This is a genomic window from Peptococcus niger, from assembly GCF_900101835.1.
GTDB lineage: Bacteria > Bacillota > Peptococcia > Peptococcales > Peptococcaceae > Peptococcus > Peptococcus niger.
Map to the genome: position 1 here is coordinate 37,085 of NZ_FNAF01000008.1, position 14,182 is coordinate 51,266.

The following is a 14,182-nucleotide window of genomic DNA, read 5'->3' on the forward strand; positions in this document are numbered from 1 at the left end:
TCTTTTCTACTCAACAAACAAAAAACCGACAATGTCGTCGGTTTTTATTATATACTATATGATAGTTAATGTCAACTAACTATTGTATATCATTTTTGTTTTTTAAATATTTTTCTATACTCACTTACCGGTATCCCTGTTCTTTTCAAAACCTTTAGTTTCTCCTGTTTTTTCTCCTCTCTCCTTGCCTTATATCTATCCTCATATTCTTTTTGCTTGCCGTTTGCTTTACGTTTCAAGTAGTTTTGATGAAGCCTGTCTTTTCTTGCCCGTTCTTTTTCTTCCTCCTCCCTTAATTTCTGCATTTCTTCTTCGGATAATTCTTCTTTCGGCGGTTCATAGTTGTCGATAAAGTTGAAGTAGATTTCGACTTTCTGATTGGTGGTTTGACTGCCTTTTCGATCTCGTTCGTGGACTAAGATTTTTTCTACAAACTCGTTAATGATGGTCGGTGTCAGTTCGTCAAAGTTATCATAGCGTTCAATCAACCGGATAAACTTTTTGGCTCTGTCGGTTTCTTTTTCGTATCGCTTGATGGCTTTTTCCAACTCATCGATTTCTTTACTAAGTTCCCTTTGCTCGGTTTCATACTGATTATTTAAGATTTCATATCGGGTATTCGGTATCTTCTCCAGTATCATATCTTCATATATCCAACCCATTAAGCGTTCCAGTTCCTGAAGTCTGTTTTTACTATCTGTGAGCCTTGTCTTTTTCTTTTCCATTTCCATTTTTTCGCTTTCTTCCATTTCGTTTTGAATGGAATGGAGAAAGGCTTCGTTATCTTCATCAAGGCTTTTCTTAATGTCTTGTAGGGTGCTTTGAATGAGCTTTAAGACTACTTCTGCTTTTATCCTGTGAGCGGAGGGACAAAGTGTTCCACAAGGTACTTTTGTGTAGGCACTGCAAGTATAATAGGGGATATTCTTGTAGTTGCTCGTTCTGTGAACATACATTTTACTGCCACAATCGGCACAATACATCAGTCCTGTAAGGGGGTGGTATTCGCCCCAACCGTCAGGATACCGTTTGACATTTCCTCGTATTCTCTGCACATTATCAAAGGTTTCTTGGTCGATAATCGGCTCGTGCGTGTTCTCAAAGATGAGCCAGTTATCTTCAGATACATATTTACTTTTCTTGTCTTTGAAATGCTTCCTTGTTTTGAAGTTGACTGTATGCCCTAAATATTCTTGTTTTTTTAAGATACTTGCAATCGTGGAACTGCACCAACGATACGGATATTCAAACACTTTGCTTTGATGTAGTCCTTATCCCAATTTCTGCTGATGATAGGCGGGTATATCTATCTTGTCGGCTTCCAATATCCTTGCAATGGCATAGGGTCCTTTTCCGTCCATTGTCAGATGAAATATTCTTCGGACAATCTCTGCTGCTTTTTCGTCGATAATCCACTGATTTTTATCGTCCTTGTCTTTGATATAGCCATAGGGTGGACTGCTTCCTGTATGCTTTCCGCTTTCGCCTTTAGCTTTGAATGTGGACTTGATTTTCCTTGATGTATCTCTCGCATACCACTCGTTCATAATGTTTCGAAATGGAGTAAAATCATCGTCTTTGTAAAAGCTGTCCACATTGTCGTTTATGGCAATGAGTCTTACTCCCTTTTGTCTTAATATCTCCATACATTGACCGACTTTGAGATAATCTCTGCCGAGTCTACTCATATCCTTTACGATGATACAACCGATATTTCCAGTATTTACTCCATTCATCATTTCCATAAATCCCGGACGATCGAACTGCGTCCCGCTGATTCCGTCATCGGTAAAATGAACGATGTTCTCCAAATGATTTTTCTTTGCGTATTCTTCCAAGATTTTCTTCTGATTCATGATAGAATTACTCTCACCTTGTAGTTCGTCATCTCGACTTAACCTTTCATACAAGGCGGTTATTTTCTCATAATTTCTCACGATTACCTCCTTTCGCTCAAATTCTTCAATAAAAAAAGAATTAAGCAAAACATTTTTCACTCAAATAGTGATGAAGTGTTCTTCTTAATTCTATAACTCCAGCGTCTGATCTGTGATTTGCCAATTTGGTATTTCTTAGCCAGGATTTTATGACCTGCGTTTCCATTCAAGTATTCCTCAACAATTTTCTTCTTCAATTCATAACTGTATTTTGCCATTAAAAGACCCCCAAAGGTTAGATTTCTTGGTCCAACTTTTGGGGGTCAGTGCAGTTACATCGCTTTTTATCTTGTCCTGCCGAGGCCGGCACTTGTCCGCTGACTAGCGGCTAAAGGAAACCCCCTGGGTGGTGCCATTGCCGCGATAGCGCGGGGTGACCTGGAAGCCTAGGGCTTCTGCCACAAAGCGCACCGGCACCATGGTCCGGCCGGCTTGGTTGACGTAAGGCGCCACGTCCATGTGCTTGTTGGCCCCATTCAACTGGTAGGTCTTTTGATCAAGGGTCATGACAATCTTTTGCTCGCCCAAAGTGGTGGTCACCGTCCGTGCCGCATGGTTGTAAGTCACTTTGGCCCCAAAGGCCTGGGCCACGGCGCGATAGGGGACATAGGTCCGGCTGTTCACCACCACCGGTGCTGAATCCATGGCGACCACCATATCCCCGTCAACGACCAAATTCGTCGAGCCGATGTCCAAGGCTACTGTCCGCTTTTGCACCGGCGGCTGACCGGCGGCAAAGGTATAATCGACCGGTTCAGTGCTTAACCGGTGGCCCTCGTTATCTGATAAAACCAGCCGCCATTGAACAGTGGCGGCGGTCTGAGACTTCAAGACCAGCTTTCCTTCCCCACCGCTGCTAATCTTGTTCAAATCGACCGCATAACCGATGGCCTGAGCACCGTTCAAAAATTCTACCCGGACGACCGTCGGCTTCCATTCTAAGATCACCGGTTGGCCGTCTTTTTGTAAACTAAAGGTCACGTCATTTTCCGCTTCAACGACCCCCTTGCTGGAGGATGTTTTTAAAACGATGCCTTCCGTCTTACTGGCCCGGGTAACGGTAAAGGTTGCCGTCGCTTTTAAACCGTCTGCGGTGGCTGTGACGATAATCGATGAACCGATGGGGGCATTGCCTGCCACCACAAAGCTCCCGTCTTTATTGATGCTTCCATCCACGGTAGCGCCGGTGACGCTGAAGGTCACCGCTTGGGCAGACCGGCGGTTGCCGGCTTGGTCCACCAGGGCCAGAGTCGGCGCCGCAACGGTTTCACCGGGGGCCACCCGCAAATTGGCATAGGTCAGTTCCGGCTTGAGGTCTGCTAAGCCGCCGGTCACCTTAAGGGTACGGCTCAACTTGGCTGTATTCCCGGGGGCCCCCTTATAGGTCACAAGGTACTTGCTCACCTGGGCAGACGGCGTTACCGATACGGCAACTGCGCCGACTGTGGCGGTCTGGTCCAGGGCAATCTCCTGGCTCTCCTTGTCCAGTTTCTTCCCTTGCCCATCCAGAGCGGCCACTTCGAGCCGGTCACCGGCTGCCGGGGAATAGTTCCGGTCAAAGTTAACCTGGATGACCCCGGCTTCACCGGCCTTCAATTGGTCCGGGCTGACCGTCATCTCTTCCGGCGCCCAGGGCCCATAGGCAAAGGACGGGGAAACGGACGAAGGCGCGGCGGCAAGAGGGGCCGTCGTCAGGGGCAGGCTCGTCACCAGCAAACCTGCACACAGCAGGCCGGCGAGCCATTTACGTGATTGGTTGAACATAAGCTCACTCCTTCATAAATTGATTTGCTTGCTCTTCTTACGCAAAAAGTTTGCAGGCAAACAAGGGCCTTATAACCGCCCGGCAATTGCGTCTAAAAAGGCTTCGCTGGACAGTTTTTGCTTCTTGGCCAAGGTGGACAGGAGGACCAGGTCGCCGGTCATTTCACCGGCTTCAATGGTGGACAGGGTGGCCTGCTCCAGTCGGTTGGCAAAGGCCTGCAAGTCTGAATTGCCGTCCAGTTCGCCCCGTTTGCGCAGGGCGCCTGACCAGGCAAAGATGGTGGCCACGCTGTTGGTGGAGGTTTCTTCACCCTGCAAGTGTTTGTAGTAATGGCGCTGGACCGTTCCGTGCGCCGCTTCATACTCGTAATAGCCCTGCGGGGATACCAGGACAGAGGTCATCATGGCCAAGCTGCCAAAGGCTGTTGCCACCAAATCGCTCATCACGTCACCGTCATAATTTTTGCAGGCCCAGATAAAGCCGCCGCGAGACCGGACCACCCGCGCCACCGCATCGTCAATCAGGGTGTAAAAATATTCCAGCCCGGCTTGGTCAAAGGCAGCCTTATAGTCTTTCTCATAGACTTCGGCAAAAATATCCTTAAACCGGTGGTCGTAGACCTTTGAAATGGTGTCTTTGGTCGAAAACCAGAGGTCCTGCTTGGTGTCCAGGGCATAGGTCATGCAGGCGCGGGCAAAACTTTCAATGGACGCGTCCAGGTTGTGCATGCCCTGAACGATACCCGGCCCTTCAAAGCGGAAAATGTCTTTTTCCTCTGTCCGCCCGTCATCATACTGGACGACCATTTTCGCCGTAGCCGGGCCGCTGACCGCCAGTTCTACATTCCGGTAGAGGTCACCATAGGCGTGACGGGCCACGGTAATGGGGGCTTCCCAATTGGCCACATAGGGGGCAATGCCCTTGACCAGGATTGGCGCCCGGAAAACGGTCCCGTCCAAGGCGGCCCGGATGGTGCCGTTGGGGCTTTTCCACATTTCTTTTAAATCATATTCGTCCATCCGGGCGGCATTTGGGGTGATGGTGGCGCACTTCACCCCAACGCCGTATTTTTTAATGGCCTCGGCTGCCTCATGGGTCACCTGGTCATCGGTGGCATTGCGGTGGTCCAGGCCCAAATCATAGTAGTCCGTCTTCAGGTCCACATGGGGCAGGATGAGCTTGTCCTTAATCCATCCCCAGAGGATCCGGGTCATTTCATCCCCGTCCATTTCCACCAGGGGGGTTGTCATTTTTATTTTTGCCATAGGGTCTTCCTCACTTTCTTCTTATCAAAAAATCAACCGACGGTTCTTCCGGCAGATGGTGCCGGGTCGGATGTGGCAGGGGCCTCTACTGGGGCAGCGCTCTCTGACGGCCCCTGCTCCCCTTGCCCGGCGAACTGCTTATCAGGCTCGGCAAGGGGCTTCTCCGGCGTGGTCAAAAGCACCGTCGGCGGCGCTTCCTGCCAGTCGACCTTAAAGCCCAGGGGCCCTGCCAGGTCGCGCAGCTTGATGTAGCTGAAACCGTCAATCACCGCCCGGCTCAAGGAAAAGGCACCGCCATCCACCCGCACGCGAATGTCGTCCATCAGGGCACTGCGGCAGGGCATGCCTGTCTCTCCGGCAATTGTCTCCTCACTGCTGGCAAAAGGGGTTCGCTGCAAAATAATTTCACGGCTGTCCGCGTCATAGTCTACGGAAAAGGCCGCTGCCGTGCCGCTTAAGGCCTGGGCCAAGTCCCTCAGCTTGTAGTAGTGATAGCCATTAATCAGGTAGCCGCCCAAGGGGGCCGGCAACCGGTTCACAAGAACATTGCCGATCTTATGATAACCCACGGCACGGCCGGCGGACGGATCGATCCCCAACCAGGCTTCCAGGGTGGGCACGCCGGCAGCGGTCATGCGCTGGGCTGTTTCCCGGCCGACGTAGCGGAAATGCCAAGGCTCATACTGGTAGCCGGTCACCCCTTCCTGCCCTTTGGGAAAGCGCAGGATAAAACCAAACCGGGGCGCATTGGCCGCCAACCACTGGCCGGCATCTGTGTTTTCAAAGGTCACTTCCAGGGTGGCCCCAGGATAGCGCAAGTCGCCAATATCCGCCGCCAAGCCGCTCTGGTGCTCACTCATGCCCGGCTTGGCACTGAAGGTATCGGCATAGTCACCGACATTGGCCCGGTAACTGTTGTAAAGCCACTGCTGGTAGGCATAGTTGCGGTAGCCCGACAGGACAAAGAGATTAAGGCCGGCTTCCCTTTGTGCCGCGCTGCGCATCTCGTTGAAAGCCTTTTGGGCTTCCGGCAGAAGCTGCTTGTTGTCAGGGGCATTGGGAATGGGGTCGTAGTCCGGGCCAATCGGGTAGGTCTTGTTGATGAGCAGGATCCCGTCCACAACCAGCGCCTTATCCGGTAGGGGGGCTGCTGTCGCCATGACCGGCGTGCTGAAAACCAGGGCCAGCACAAGTCCGAGCGCCGTTAGCGCATGATGTTTCATAACTGCCTCCTTTTATGCCATCAGAAGATTGCTAAGTTACCGTTATTATACCCTGTTCCACCGCCCTGTCCAAGAGGCGATGCATAGCATTGGCCTCTCCTGGGTAAAAAAACAGTAGACCAAAGGAGGAGTTCTCATGTACATCAGCATTTCAGGCGGCTGCATCGGCTGCGGCGCTTGCGTGGCCTTGGCGCCGGAAGTCTTTGAGCTGAATGCCGCCAACCAGGCCCGGGTCCACAGCCAATCGCCCCAGGATCCTGACGTCCAGGCCGCGGTAAGAAAGGCCGAGCAGTATTGCCCCAAGCAAATTATTTTTGCCGACGCAGACGATTGACCGGGATTTGTAACCAACTTGTTATAAAGCCCTTGACCGCTTTTGGTACAATATGGTTAAGGAGGATGATTTTATGCGTTTTCGCTTACCACTGGCAGCGGTCTTGCTGCTGGGCTTCTTAATCATACCGCAACCGGTTCAGGCGGAAGATGTTTCCAATTCCGCTTCTTTTATTTATACGGATTCTGCCAGCCGCTCTCTGGCCCCTTACGAGCCGGCTGAAATCACCATCGGCTTGCTGGGTGACAACGGCCGGCCTCTGTCGGACCCGCCGGCGGGCAAGCTCTATTTTTGGGTAACCGATCCGGACGGCACCGTCCCCCTGCAAAGCATGGAATTGGTGCCGCGCTCCATTGAAGAGGGGCTTTACGTTCACAGCGGCAGCGGCGCGCCCGGCGTCTTTATTGCCGACGGTCCGGGATTTCAACGCCAGCGCACCTTTAAGGTGCGGTTTACCCAAGCCGGCAGCTATTTGTTAAAGGGTGTTTTCATCCCGGCCGGCGCACGCTTTAATCCGGCGGAAATGGCCCTGTATGACGCGCAAAGCTTTAATGCCACCGGCCCTAAAGCCCGCACCCTGACGGTGGGAACGGCCATCGTCAGTGATGTGGCCTTTATGCGCATCAGCCCCTCCATCAAGGGGGTTGAGCTCAAGGGGCTGACCGTCCAGCCGCCACGCGCCCACACTGAAAAAGACGTCCACATCCCTGTCCATCAAGATGGGCAGACGCCGACCATCCTGACCCTGCACCTCTACCGGTCAAACGGGGCCGGCATCGGCGCCGGGGTCCCGGTTTACATTACCAGCAATGCCCCCGGCATTCGCCTGGCCAGCGACAGCGTCATGACCGATGACAATGGCATGGCCACCGTCCGCCTGTCCGGCAAAGCCGACGGCAAGGGCCTTCTCGGCATTCGCCTCAATCGCAAGGATGAGCCGGTTCTCATCCCGCTCAGCGCCTACAGCTATTCTCCGCAAACCGTCCGCCTGAGCATCGGCAACCTGGTCATGGACGTGGACGGGCGCAGCGTTTACATGGACGAACCGCCCCTCGTTAAAGACGGGCGCACCTACGTCCCCTACCGGGCCATCGGCGAAATCCTGGGTGCGGAAATCAACTACAACCACAACATCCGTACCATCACCACCAAGTTTAACAATAAAATCATCACCATGACCCTGGGCTATGACCACTACGCCATAGACAACAAGGTCATCCAAATGGATGCCCGTCCCTTCATCAGCAAGAACGGCCGCACCATGGTGCCCATCCGTTTTATGGCAGACGCCACCGGCTACGCCGTCCGCCCCGTTTATGGCGACCGCGGCCGGACCACCGGCGTCATCTTTACAAAAAAATAAAGGCCCCCGCAAAATAGAAAAGGGCAGGTTGAGCACTCCGCTCAGCCTGCCCTTTTCTTGTCCAAAAAATCCGGTCTGCTACTGCCGTTCAATAAAAATCCGCGTTTTGGCCCGGTCCAAGTGGTCGCCGTAGCCACTCACCTTGTAGGCGGCGCCGTTCACCGTAACCGTCGCCGCAAAATAGCCATCTTCCATCCCGTAGAAATGGTAGCCGGAGATGGCGCCGGCCCGGCCCGTTTCAAAGTCGACATTCAGAAGCTTGCCCAGGTCATCCAGGGACAGGGTCGGCGGACAGCCGTCTACAAAAAAGCCCAAATCCGCCCATACCGCCCCGGTTGCCACCGCATTGGTCGCCGGGAAGGTCGCCGGGTCGGGAATTTTCACCTTCCGGTCCTTTTGCGAGGGAGTCTCTGCTTCCTTTGACTCCTTGGCCGGCGGTTGCGGGTCTGCCGTTTCAAGCCCTCCTGCCCCGTCAGCGCCCTCGTCCTTGACATCCGACAGGGGCACCAAGTGCCAGGGGTGGCCGGCCTCACTTGCCAGCGGAACCGTGTCCCCTGAAAATTGCAAGGCCACATTCCCGCCGTCACCGCGGAAGACGATGTACTGGTCGCCGTTGATCACCGTCAACGCCCCGGGCCCGTAAGTACCGGCGATCTCACCATAGGTTTGCCCCAAGAGGGCAAAGGCATCCCGGTTAATCCGCATGGCCCGGGTCAATCGGCCGTCCGGTCCCACCCGGAAAACGCTGAAGCCTTCCGAGAAGTCCGGCTCCTTGACCGCCTTGCCGCGTTTGGTATAGGCCTTGAGAAAGCCCCATTCATCCTCCGCCTTAAAGGCGAAATCATAGTAGCGCTCTTCATCTGCCGTCACCTGATAGTGGTCCTTGTTAAAGCGGACCGCAAAGACCCGGTCCCCTAAGAACCAGCGGTAGTAATCCTCGTCCATCTTATCAATGCTGCCACTCAAATGGTAACGCTGCCAATAGCCCACCACACTGTCCTGGGGCAAGTTCGGATCCGGGTCAATCGGCTTCGCCGTCCGCAGTTTTTTAACCGCTTCACTCTCCGCATAGGGGTTATTCGACACCTGGACCGTCTGCAAATTTTGCGGCAGGGACCGGTCCTGGGCAATTGAAATGCCCAGAAGAACCGCCAGGGCAAAGGCCAAGCCCGCCAAAAAGACAATCCAGGTCCGACCCGTTCCCGGCCCGAAAAACCGCCGCCAGCCGCGCCGACGCTCACCATCCAGCCGCGCCCCGCAAGACCCGCAATACAAGCCCTCCTGGTCCGACGCCCCACACTTGGGACAAACCATAGCCATCCCTCCTTAAGTACAGGTATTATCTCAAAATTTAGGGGTACAACACGACGCCCTAAACCGTTTAACAAGAAAACCCTTTCGATAGATATATTCAATTACGAACTCTACTTAATTTCGCACATAATCACCTTTAAAAATACCTCTTAAAATATCTTCCAAGATTTTTATTAAAAGGCGCTCATCCGCAGATTCTTCTTTATAAATAAATTGTAAATCAAGAAAGGGGTCATCATCGTTATATATTAGTTGTATGTCATTCATCTCATTTATTTTGGACCGCTCAGCAATATTACGCGGCAAAGATACTGACATATTGGGGTCTGAATTTAACTTTTTTAAAATCAAATCTAAATTAGATGAAAATAAAGATGCGGGAATGGCCTCTTCATTGAAATAGCTATCAAAATATTCCTGGCTACTGATAATATACCGTGTCTTATTTTTGTCACTAAAAATATTTCTATGCGCACAAGTGACAATCAAACTCTTTTCGATAACGGAATACTGTACATTATCACCATCGACGGCTCTATCTTCCGGGCAATAAGCTAATCCATATGTTTGGCTTTTTTCACTTACCAATGTTTGTATTTCCGGAAGGTAGGCCTCCATAAATTTAAAATTAAAGTCACCCAATTCAATCTTTAACGTGGATTCCAAGTCTTCATAATAGGATTGCAATAATAGCGGCGTCACAACGAAGGTAATATCTTTATCCAAGGTATTTAACACAAAATCCGCCGAAGATTTTTCTGAAATATATTTGTCATAGGCTTCCAGCATTTTCTCTGCGTAAAGTTTAAAATGAGCACCTTCTCGCGTTAAACGAACGCCCGACGCCGTTCTTTTAAACAATTCTACCTCCAGAAAGCCTTCTAATTTTTTGATTTGTTTGCTTACCGTGGGCTGAGTCATAAATAATTCCTCTGCAGCACGATTAACCGATCCGTATCGTGCTGCCCAAATAAAGCATTTAACCCACTCCAACCTCATAATCAACACCCCTTTATTTCAGCATCTGTAAACCCAAAAGCTATTCCACTATGGCATGCCAATCAGCAAAACCTCTTTTTTTATTATTGGACACAAACATCACAATGCTATACGCTGATGACAAATAAAGCGCTTTAATAGCTGTGATTAGCCAGTGAATACAAGGCTAAAGCAGCCACCAAATATCTTGTTGTCTTACAAAGAGGAGGTATTCTAATGTCCACCATCCCAACTATGGGTCGAAAGGATTATATCCACCATTTTATTACGACGCTATTGGTCTTCGGGTTTGGTTTTTTACCCCCATTCTCATCAATGACGCCATATGGAATGGGCGTTTTGGGAACATTTATCGGCGCCGTTTACGGCTGGACAACGATAGGCATGGTCTATCCCAGCTTCGTTGCTATTATTAGCCTAGGGCTCTATGCAGGCGTCCCCGAAGTCCTAGCCAAAGGGTTCGGCTCGCCGATAATCGTAGCACTTTTTGCCTTACTGCCGTTAATCTCTGTTTTGGATGAAATGAAATTAACTCAATATTGTGTTAATGCTATATTTTTTAACCGATTTTCGCGCGGAAAGCCCTGGCTGACTTTATTTTTCTTCTTTTTAAGCGCTTTCCTCACAGCATTTATCAACCCTATTGTTTCAGCCATCATTTATTGTACCTTTATTGCAGCGATTTGTAAAAATGCAAATATTACCCCCTACACAAAATTACCAACAGCGCTTTTACTCGGTACCGCTTATTCCATCATGAACGGCCAGATCATGTTCCCTTTCTTGGGAACGGGACTCACATTCACTGCAGCCTATACAGCCATGTTTAAACATGAAATCCCTGTAGCCCAGTACCTGGCCTTTGTCTTGCCAATTGGTATCATCATGATTGGTATTTTCCTACTGACGATGAAATTTGTCCTCCGCATTGATGTATCTGTCTTAAATGACTATAAAATAGATCCGGATACCGGCACTAAGCTAACGCGCGACCAAAAATATGCTGTGATTTTCTTTGCTTTGTTCTGCTTAGCTATGTTCTTATCCTCAGCTCTCCCAAAAGAAATGTTGCTCGCCCAATGGCTAAATAAATTAACCATCTTCGGGATTGCAACTTCTATTATTTGTATTATGATGCTCTTTCGCCGAGAAGATGGTAGGCCATTTATACACTATCAGACCATCGGACAAAAATTTCCTTGGGATGTCTTTCTGCTCACAACATTTATTATCATTATCTCCTCATTCTTAACAGAACCAGAAACAGGCGTCGCTAAAACTTTAGCTGCCATGCTCATCCCCTTAACCAAATTACCGCCACTCGTGTTTATTGTTGCAACTATGCTTTTAGCAACTATTATAACAAATTTCGCCAACAATATGATTCTTACTATAATCATTATGCCTGTTCTCGTACAATTCAGCAGCACAGTTGGTTTAAGTGAAATTGGCATGATTCTGCTTCTTTTCCTAACCACACAAATGGCGCTTGCTACAGCCGGTGGCTCCCCGATTACCGGCATTGCCTACTCAATGAATCAATTGATTAACTCCAAGGATATGATGGTTATGGCCCTAAAGGTTATTCCCATTCTATTCATTTCATTAATACTGATAGGCCTTCTCTTCCTGCAAGTTATTTTCTAAAGTACTAGGCTGTTTTCCCATTTCTGGTGATAAACAGCCTATCCTTGTATTTGGCGCTTCATCTATGAAGCGCAGGCAAGCATTGATCTGTTGCGAACCAGTTCATTTCCAAGGAAAGGACCCTTATTATGAAACAAAATTCTGATCGAATTCAATCTCTAAAAGGACGATGCCGTCATTGTGTTTGCAAATATTGCGGAAGTCCTTTAATTTTAAAAAAAATTAGCTTTGCGAGTAGTCCGGATACCAGGGTTGAAATATTTTGCAGCAGTTGCGATAAAATCGAATATGGTGTTGAAAAAGAGATTTATAAAATCGCAAAATTTTATGTTGAAGAAACAGGCTTTAATCACTACAAAGAATTTGACATTAGCCTGCAATCTGTCCGTATGAATATTGCAAAGGTCGCTCAAATCATCACCTGGGCCTCAAAATCTTTAGGGATCTTATCTGATACAGGGTTTAGCGTCTCAGTAAAAAATGCCGATGATTTAGTCGGCTCCTGCAAAAAATTCAAAGATCAGGACTTATTGCCCACTGTAAAAAAGGATGAAAAAAATGAGCAGTAACCCATACGCCCTTGAACTAAAAAATATGAATAAATCTTTTTGTGGGAAAAATATCCTCACTAATTTAAATTGGTGCGTTCACCCAAAAGAGAAATGGATTGTGTTCGGTTTAAATGGAAGCGGAAAGACAACTTTATTAACACTAATTGGTGGTTTCCAAAATGCCTCAAGTGGACAACTTAAGGTATTGGGAAAGACCTATACGGCTTCTAACAGTACCCTTTTAAGGCAAAAAGTTGGATTGGTTAGCCACAGTTTCTTTGGGAAAGTCTTCTCGAATGAATCTATTTTGGATATTTTACTCTCCGGATTCGGAAATGGATTTCAGCTTGGTGCAAACACTTCTTTAACCTATGAAGGCCTGGCCTTAAAACAACTACAACAATTCGGCTTAGCAGAGCATTTGGATTATCCATTTAATTCTCTTTCCAAAGGCGAACAACAAAAAGTTTTATTTGCAAGAGCATTATTGCTCGCACCAGAAATGCTTCTGCTGGATGAGTTAACCTCGGGAATGGATATATTAATGCACAGAGAAGCGATGAAGATCTTGACGAAATATTCAAACACGGTTATATATGTAACGCATCATCCCGAAGAAATAACGCCTTTTTTTACCCACCTCTTGCTCTTAAAAAAGGGAAAAATTTACCAACAAGGCCCTATCGAGAAGATATTGACCGAAGAAACGCTAAGCAAATTTTTAAAATATCCTGTGTCATTAAGGCAAGATGAATATGGCTGCCATATTGTATAAACATACTACACATATTAATTAAAGAGGTGTAACGATGACTGATTCTGAGTCCACGAGATCGGGTTTAAAAGATGTGGCCATCACAAACGATATTATGCAGATGTCCGAAATGGGCTTCTTTGATTTACTGTTAACCGCTTACGGGACAGCTTATGTAGAAAATGATGGCATTTCTTATCTAGTCAGCGCTAACAACGATATCCTTTGTGAATATATGATGGCTTTGCGGGAAAAAGGTTTTACGCCAACGTCTGTTATCTCCCGTCAAAGATTCATACCAAATCTCACCGGCACTGAAGAAAACGAGCAGGCCCAATTAGAATATGATATTGGGTGCGAAATGGCACAACTAATTGTCCCCGAGGATTTAAAACATATTGCCACACTAGCCCAAACTGAAAATAATCAGCAAGGAGAATCTTTATTTTCTGAGTGGCAAGAACAACTGGAAGGCTATTTTTACTATCCTGACCTCCAGCTGTTTTCTATAACATTAACGGATACCTATATTGCAAAGAAAATCTCTACCGAATTCTATCAACAAATTAAAGAATGGACCAAGCAGCAAATTAACCAAATTTCTGACGAAGTTTTATTGCCCGGAAAAGGGAAAAAAACCTTTTGGGGATTTGCCCATTGGAAACCCGGTAAGCAAGCGGTTAAATTTATGATTGACGGAAACCGCGCTGCGATTATTAATCAATGGGAAAAAATCCGCTCAAGCGGCAGCATAACCTCTCCGCTATACCAAGAGACGCTCTCTCTAAAACATGGTCATACACCTTTAGAGCTGCGAACCCCCTTCTTAGAAAGCCTCAAAAAACAATTAAATGCTGATTACATTGCCAGGTTGAATCATATTAGAAGTTTACCCCCTTCTGTAGACGTGCTTCATTATAAAACGATTGAAAGTCAACTGAAGAGCGACTACGCCCTACAAACATTAAGCCTCTATAAAAACTGGTGGGGTCTGTAAAACATCAAGCAATATTCCATTTCGGAATTCAAT

The 14,182-nt window shown here is 48.2% G+C and carries 12 protein-coding genes and 1 pseudogene; 6 read left to right on the forward strand and 7 right to left on the reverse strand.

The features are described from left to right. Nucleotides 1-89 precede the first annotated feature (89 nt). The 5 genes and pseudogenes from BLQ16_RS06855 to BLQ16_RS06870 all read right to left on the reverse strand — a co-directional run bounded on the left by BLQ16_RS06855 (nucleotide 90) and on the right by BLQ16_RS06870 (nucleotide 6,190). Nucleotides 90-1,937 (reverse strand): annotated as a pseudogene (locus tag BLQ16_RS06855) (DUF4368 domain-containing protein). A 56-nt stretch (nucleotides 1,938-1,993) separates the two neighbouring features. After that, nucleotides 1,994-2,155: a transposase gene (locus tag BLQ16_RS09555; RefSeq protein WP_144019673.1), complete on the reverse strand. Its 162-nt coding sequence runs from the start codon at nucleotides 2,153-2,155 to the stop codon at nucleotides 1,994-1,996. A 103-nt stretch (nucleotides 2,156-2,258) separates the two neighbouring features. After that, entirely contained in the window at nucleotides 2,259-3,701 is a 1,443-nt protein-coding gene (locus BLQ16_RS06860; protein ID WP_091792002.1) for a copper amine oxidase N-terminal domain-containing protein, read from the reverse strand. A 69-nt stretch (nucleotides 3,702-3,770) separates the two neighbouring features. Next, on the reverse strand, nucleotides 3,771-4,967 hold the full coding sequence (locus BLQ16_RS06865; RefSeq protein WP_091792003.1) for an NADP-dependent isocitrate dehydrogenase: 1,197 nt from the start codon (nucleotides 4,965-4,967) through the stop codon (nucleotides 3,771-3,773). A gap of 32 nt (nucleotides 4,968-4,999) precedes the next feature. Then, nucleotides 5,000-6,190 (reverse strand): D-alanyl-D-alanine carboxypeptidase family protein, encoded by a 1,191-nt coding sequence (locus BLQ16_RS06870; RefSeq protein WP_091792004.1) that lies wholly within the window; start codon nucleotides 6,188-6,190, stop codon nucleotides 5,000-5,002. 136 nt (nucleotides 6,191-6,326) lie between these two features. On the opposite strand from BLQ16_RS06870, the gene BLQ16_RS06875 reads away from it, so the two are divergent. Both BLQ16_RS06875 and BLQ16_RS06880 read left to right on the forward strand, forming a co-directional pair. After that, nucleotides 6,327-6,524, forward strand: a complete 198-nt coding sequence (locus BLQ16_RS06875; protein WP_091792005.1) for a ferredoxin — start codon at nucleotides 6,327-6,329, stop codon at nucleotides 6,522-6,524. A gap of 73 nt (nucleotides 6,525-6,597) precedes the next feature. Then, the gene (locus tag BLQ16_RS06880) at nucleotides 6,598-7,887 is read left to right on the forward strand and encodes a stalk domain-containing protein (RefSeq protein ID WP_159428023.1); all 1,290 of its coding nucleotides are present in this window, start codon (nucleotides 6,598-6,600) and stop codon (nucleotides 7,885-7,887) included. A 78-nt stretch (nucleotides 7,888-7,965) separates the two neighbouring features. On the opposite strand, the gene BLQ16_RS06885 is transcribed toward BLQ16_RS06880, so the two are convergent. Together BLQ16_RS06885 and BLQ16_RS06890 are read right to left on the reverse strand one after the other, a co-directional pair. Beyond that, nucleotides 7,966-9,207, reverse strand: coding sequence for a hypothetical protein (locus BLQ16_RS06885; protein ID WP_144019674.1), 1,242 nt, complete (start codon nucleotides 9,205-9,207; stop codon nucleotides 7,966-7,968). 108 nt (nucleotides 9,208-9,315) lie between these two features. Next, the gene (locus BLQ16_RS06890; protein ID WP_091792008.1) at nucleotides 9,316-10,200 is read right to left on the reverse strand and encodes a LysR family transcriptional regulator; all 885 of its coding nucleotides are present in this window, start codon (nucleotides 10,198-10,200) and stop codon (nucleotides 9,316-9,318) included. Between the two features lie 216 nt (nucleotides 10,201-10,416). On the opposite strand from BLQ16_RS06890, the gene BLQ16_RS06895 reads away from it, so the two are divergent. The 4 genes from BLQ16_RS06895 (at nucleotide 10,417) to BLQ16_RS06910 (ending at nucleotide 14,149) form a co-directional block, all read left to right on the forward strand. After that, on the forward strand, nucleotides 10,417-11,847 hold the full coding sequence (locus BLQ16_RS06895; RefSeq protein ID WP_091792009.1) for an SLC13 family permease: 1,431 nt from the start codon (nucleotides 10,417-10,419) through the stop codon (nucleotides 11,845-11,847). A 128-nt stretch (nucleotides 11,848-11,975) separates the two neighbouring features. Continuing rightward, nucleotides 11,976-12,416 (forward strand): hypothetical protein, encoded by a 441-nt coding sequence (locus BLQ16_RS06900; RefSeq protein WP_091792010.1) that lies wholly within the window; start codon nucleotides 11,976-11,978, stop codon nucleotides 12,414-12,416. Beyond that, nucleotides 12,406-13,173 carry an ABC transporter ATP-binding protein gene (locus tag BLQ16_RS06905; RefSeq protein ID WP_159428024.1) on the forward strand — a complete coding sequence of 256 codons (768 nt, stop codon included), beginning with the start codon at nucleotides 12,406-12,408 and terminating at the stop codon, nucleotides 13,171-13,173. Before BLQ16_RS06900 ends, BLQ16_RS06905 begins: the two co-directional genes overlap by 11 nt. A gap of 34 nt (nucleotides 13,174-13,207) precedes the next feature. After that, nucleotides 13,208-14,149: a hypothetical protein gene (locus BLQ16_RS06910; RefSeq protein WP_091792012.1), complete on the forward strand. Its 942-nt coding sequence runs from the start codon at nucleotides 13,208-13,210 to the stop codon at nucleotides 14,147-14,149. Nucleotides 14,150-14,182: the final 33 nt, after the last annotated feature.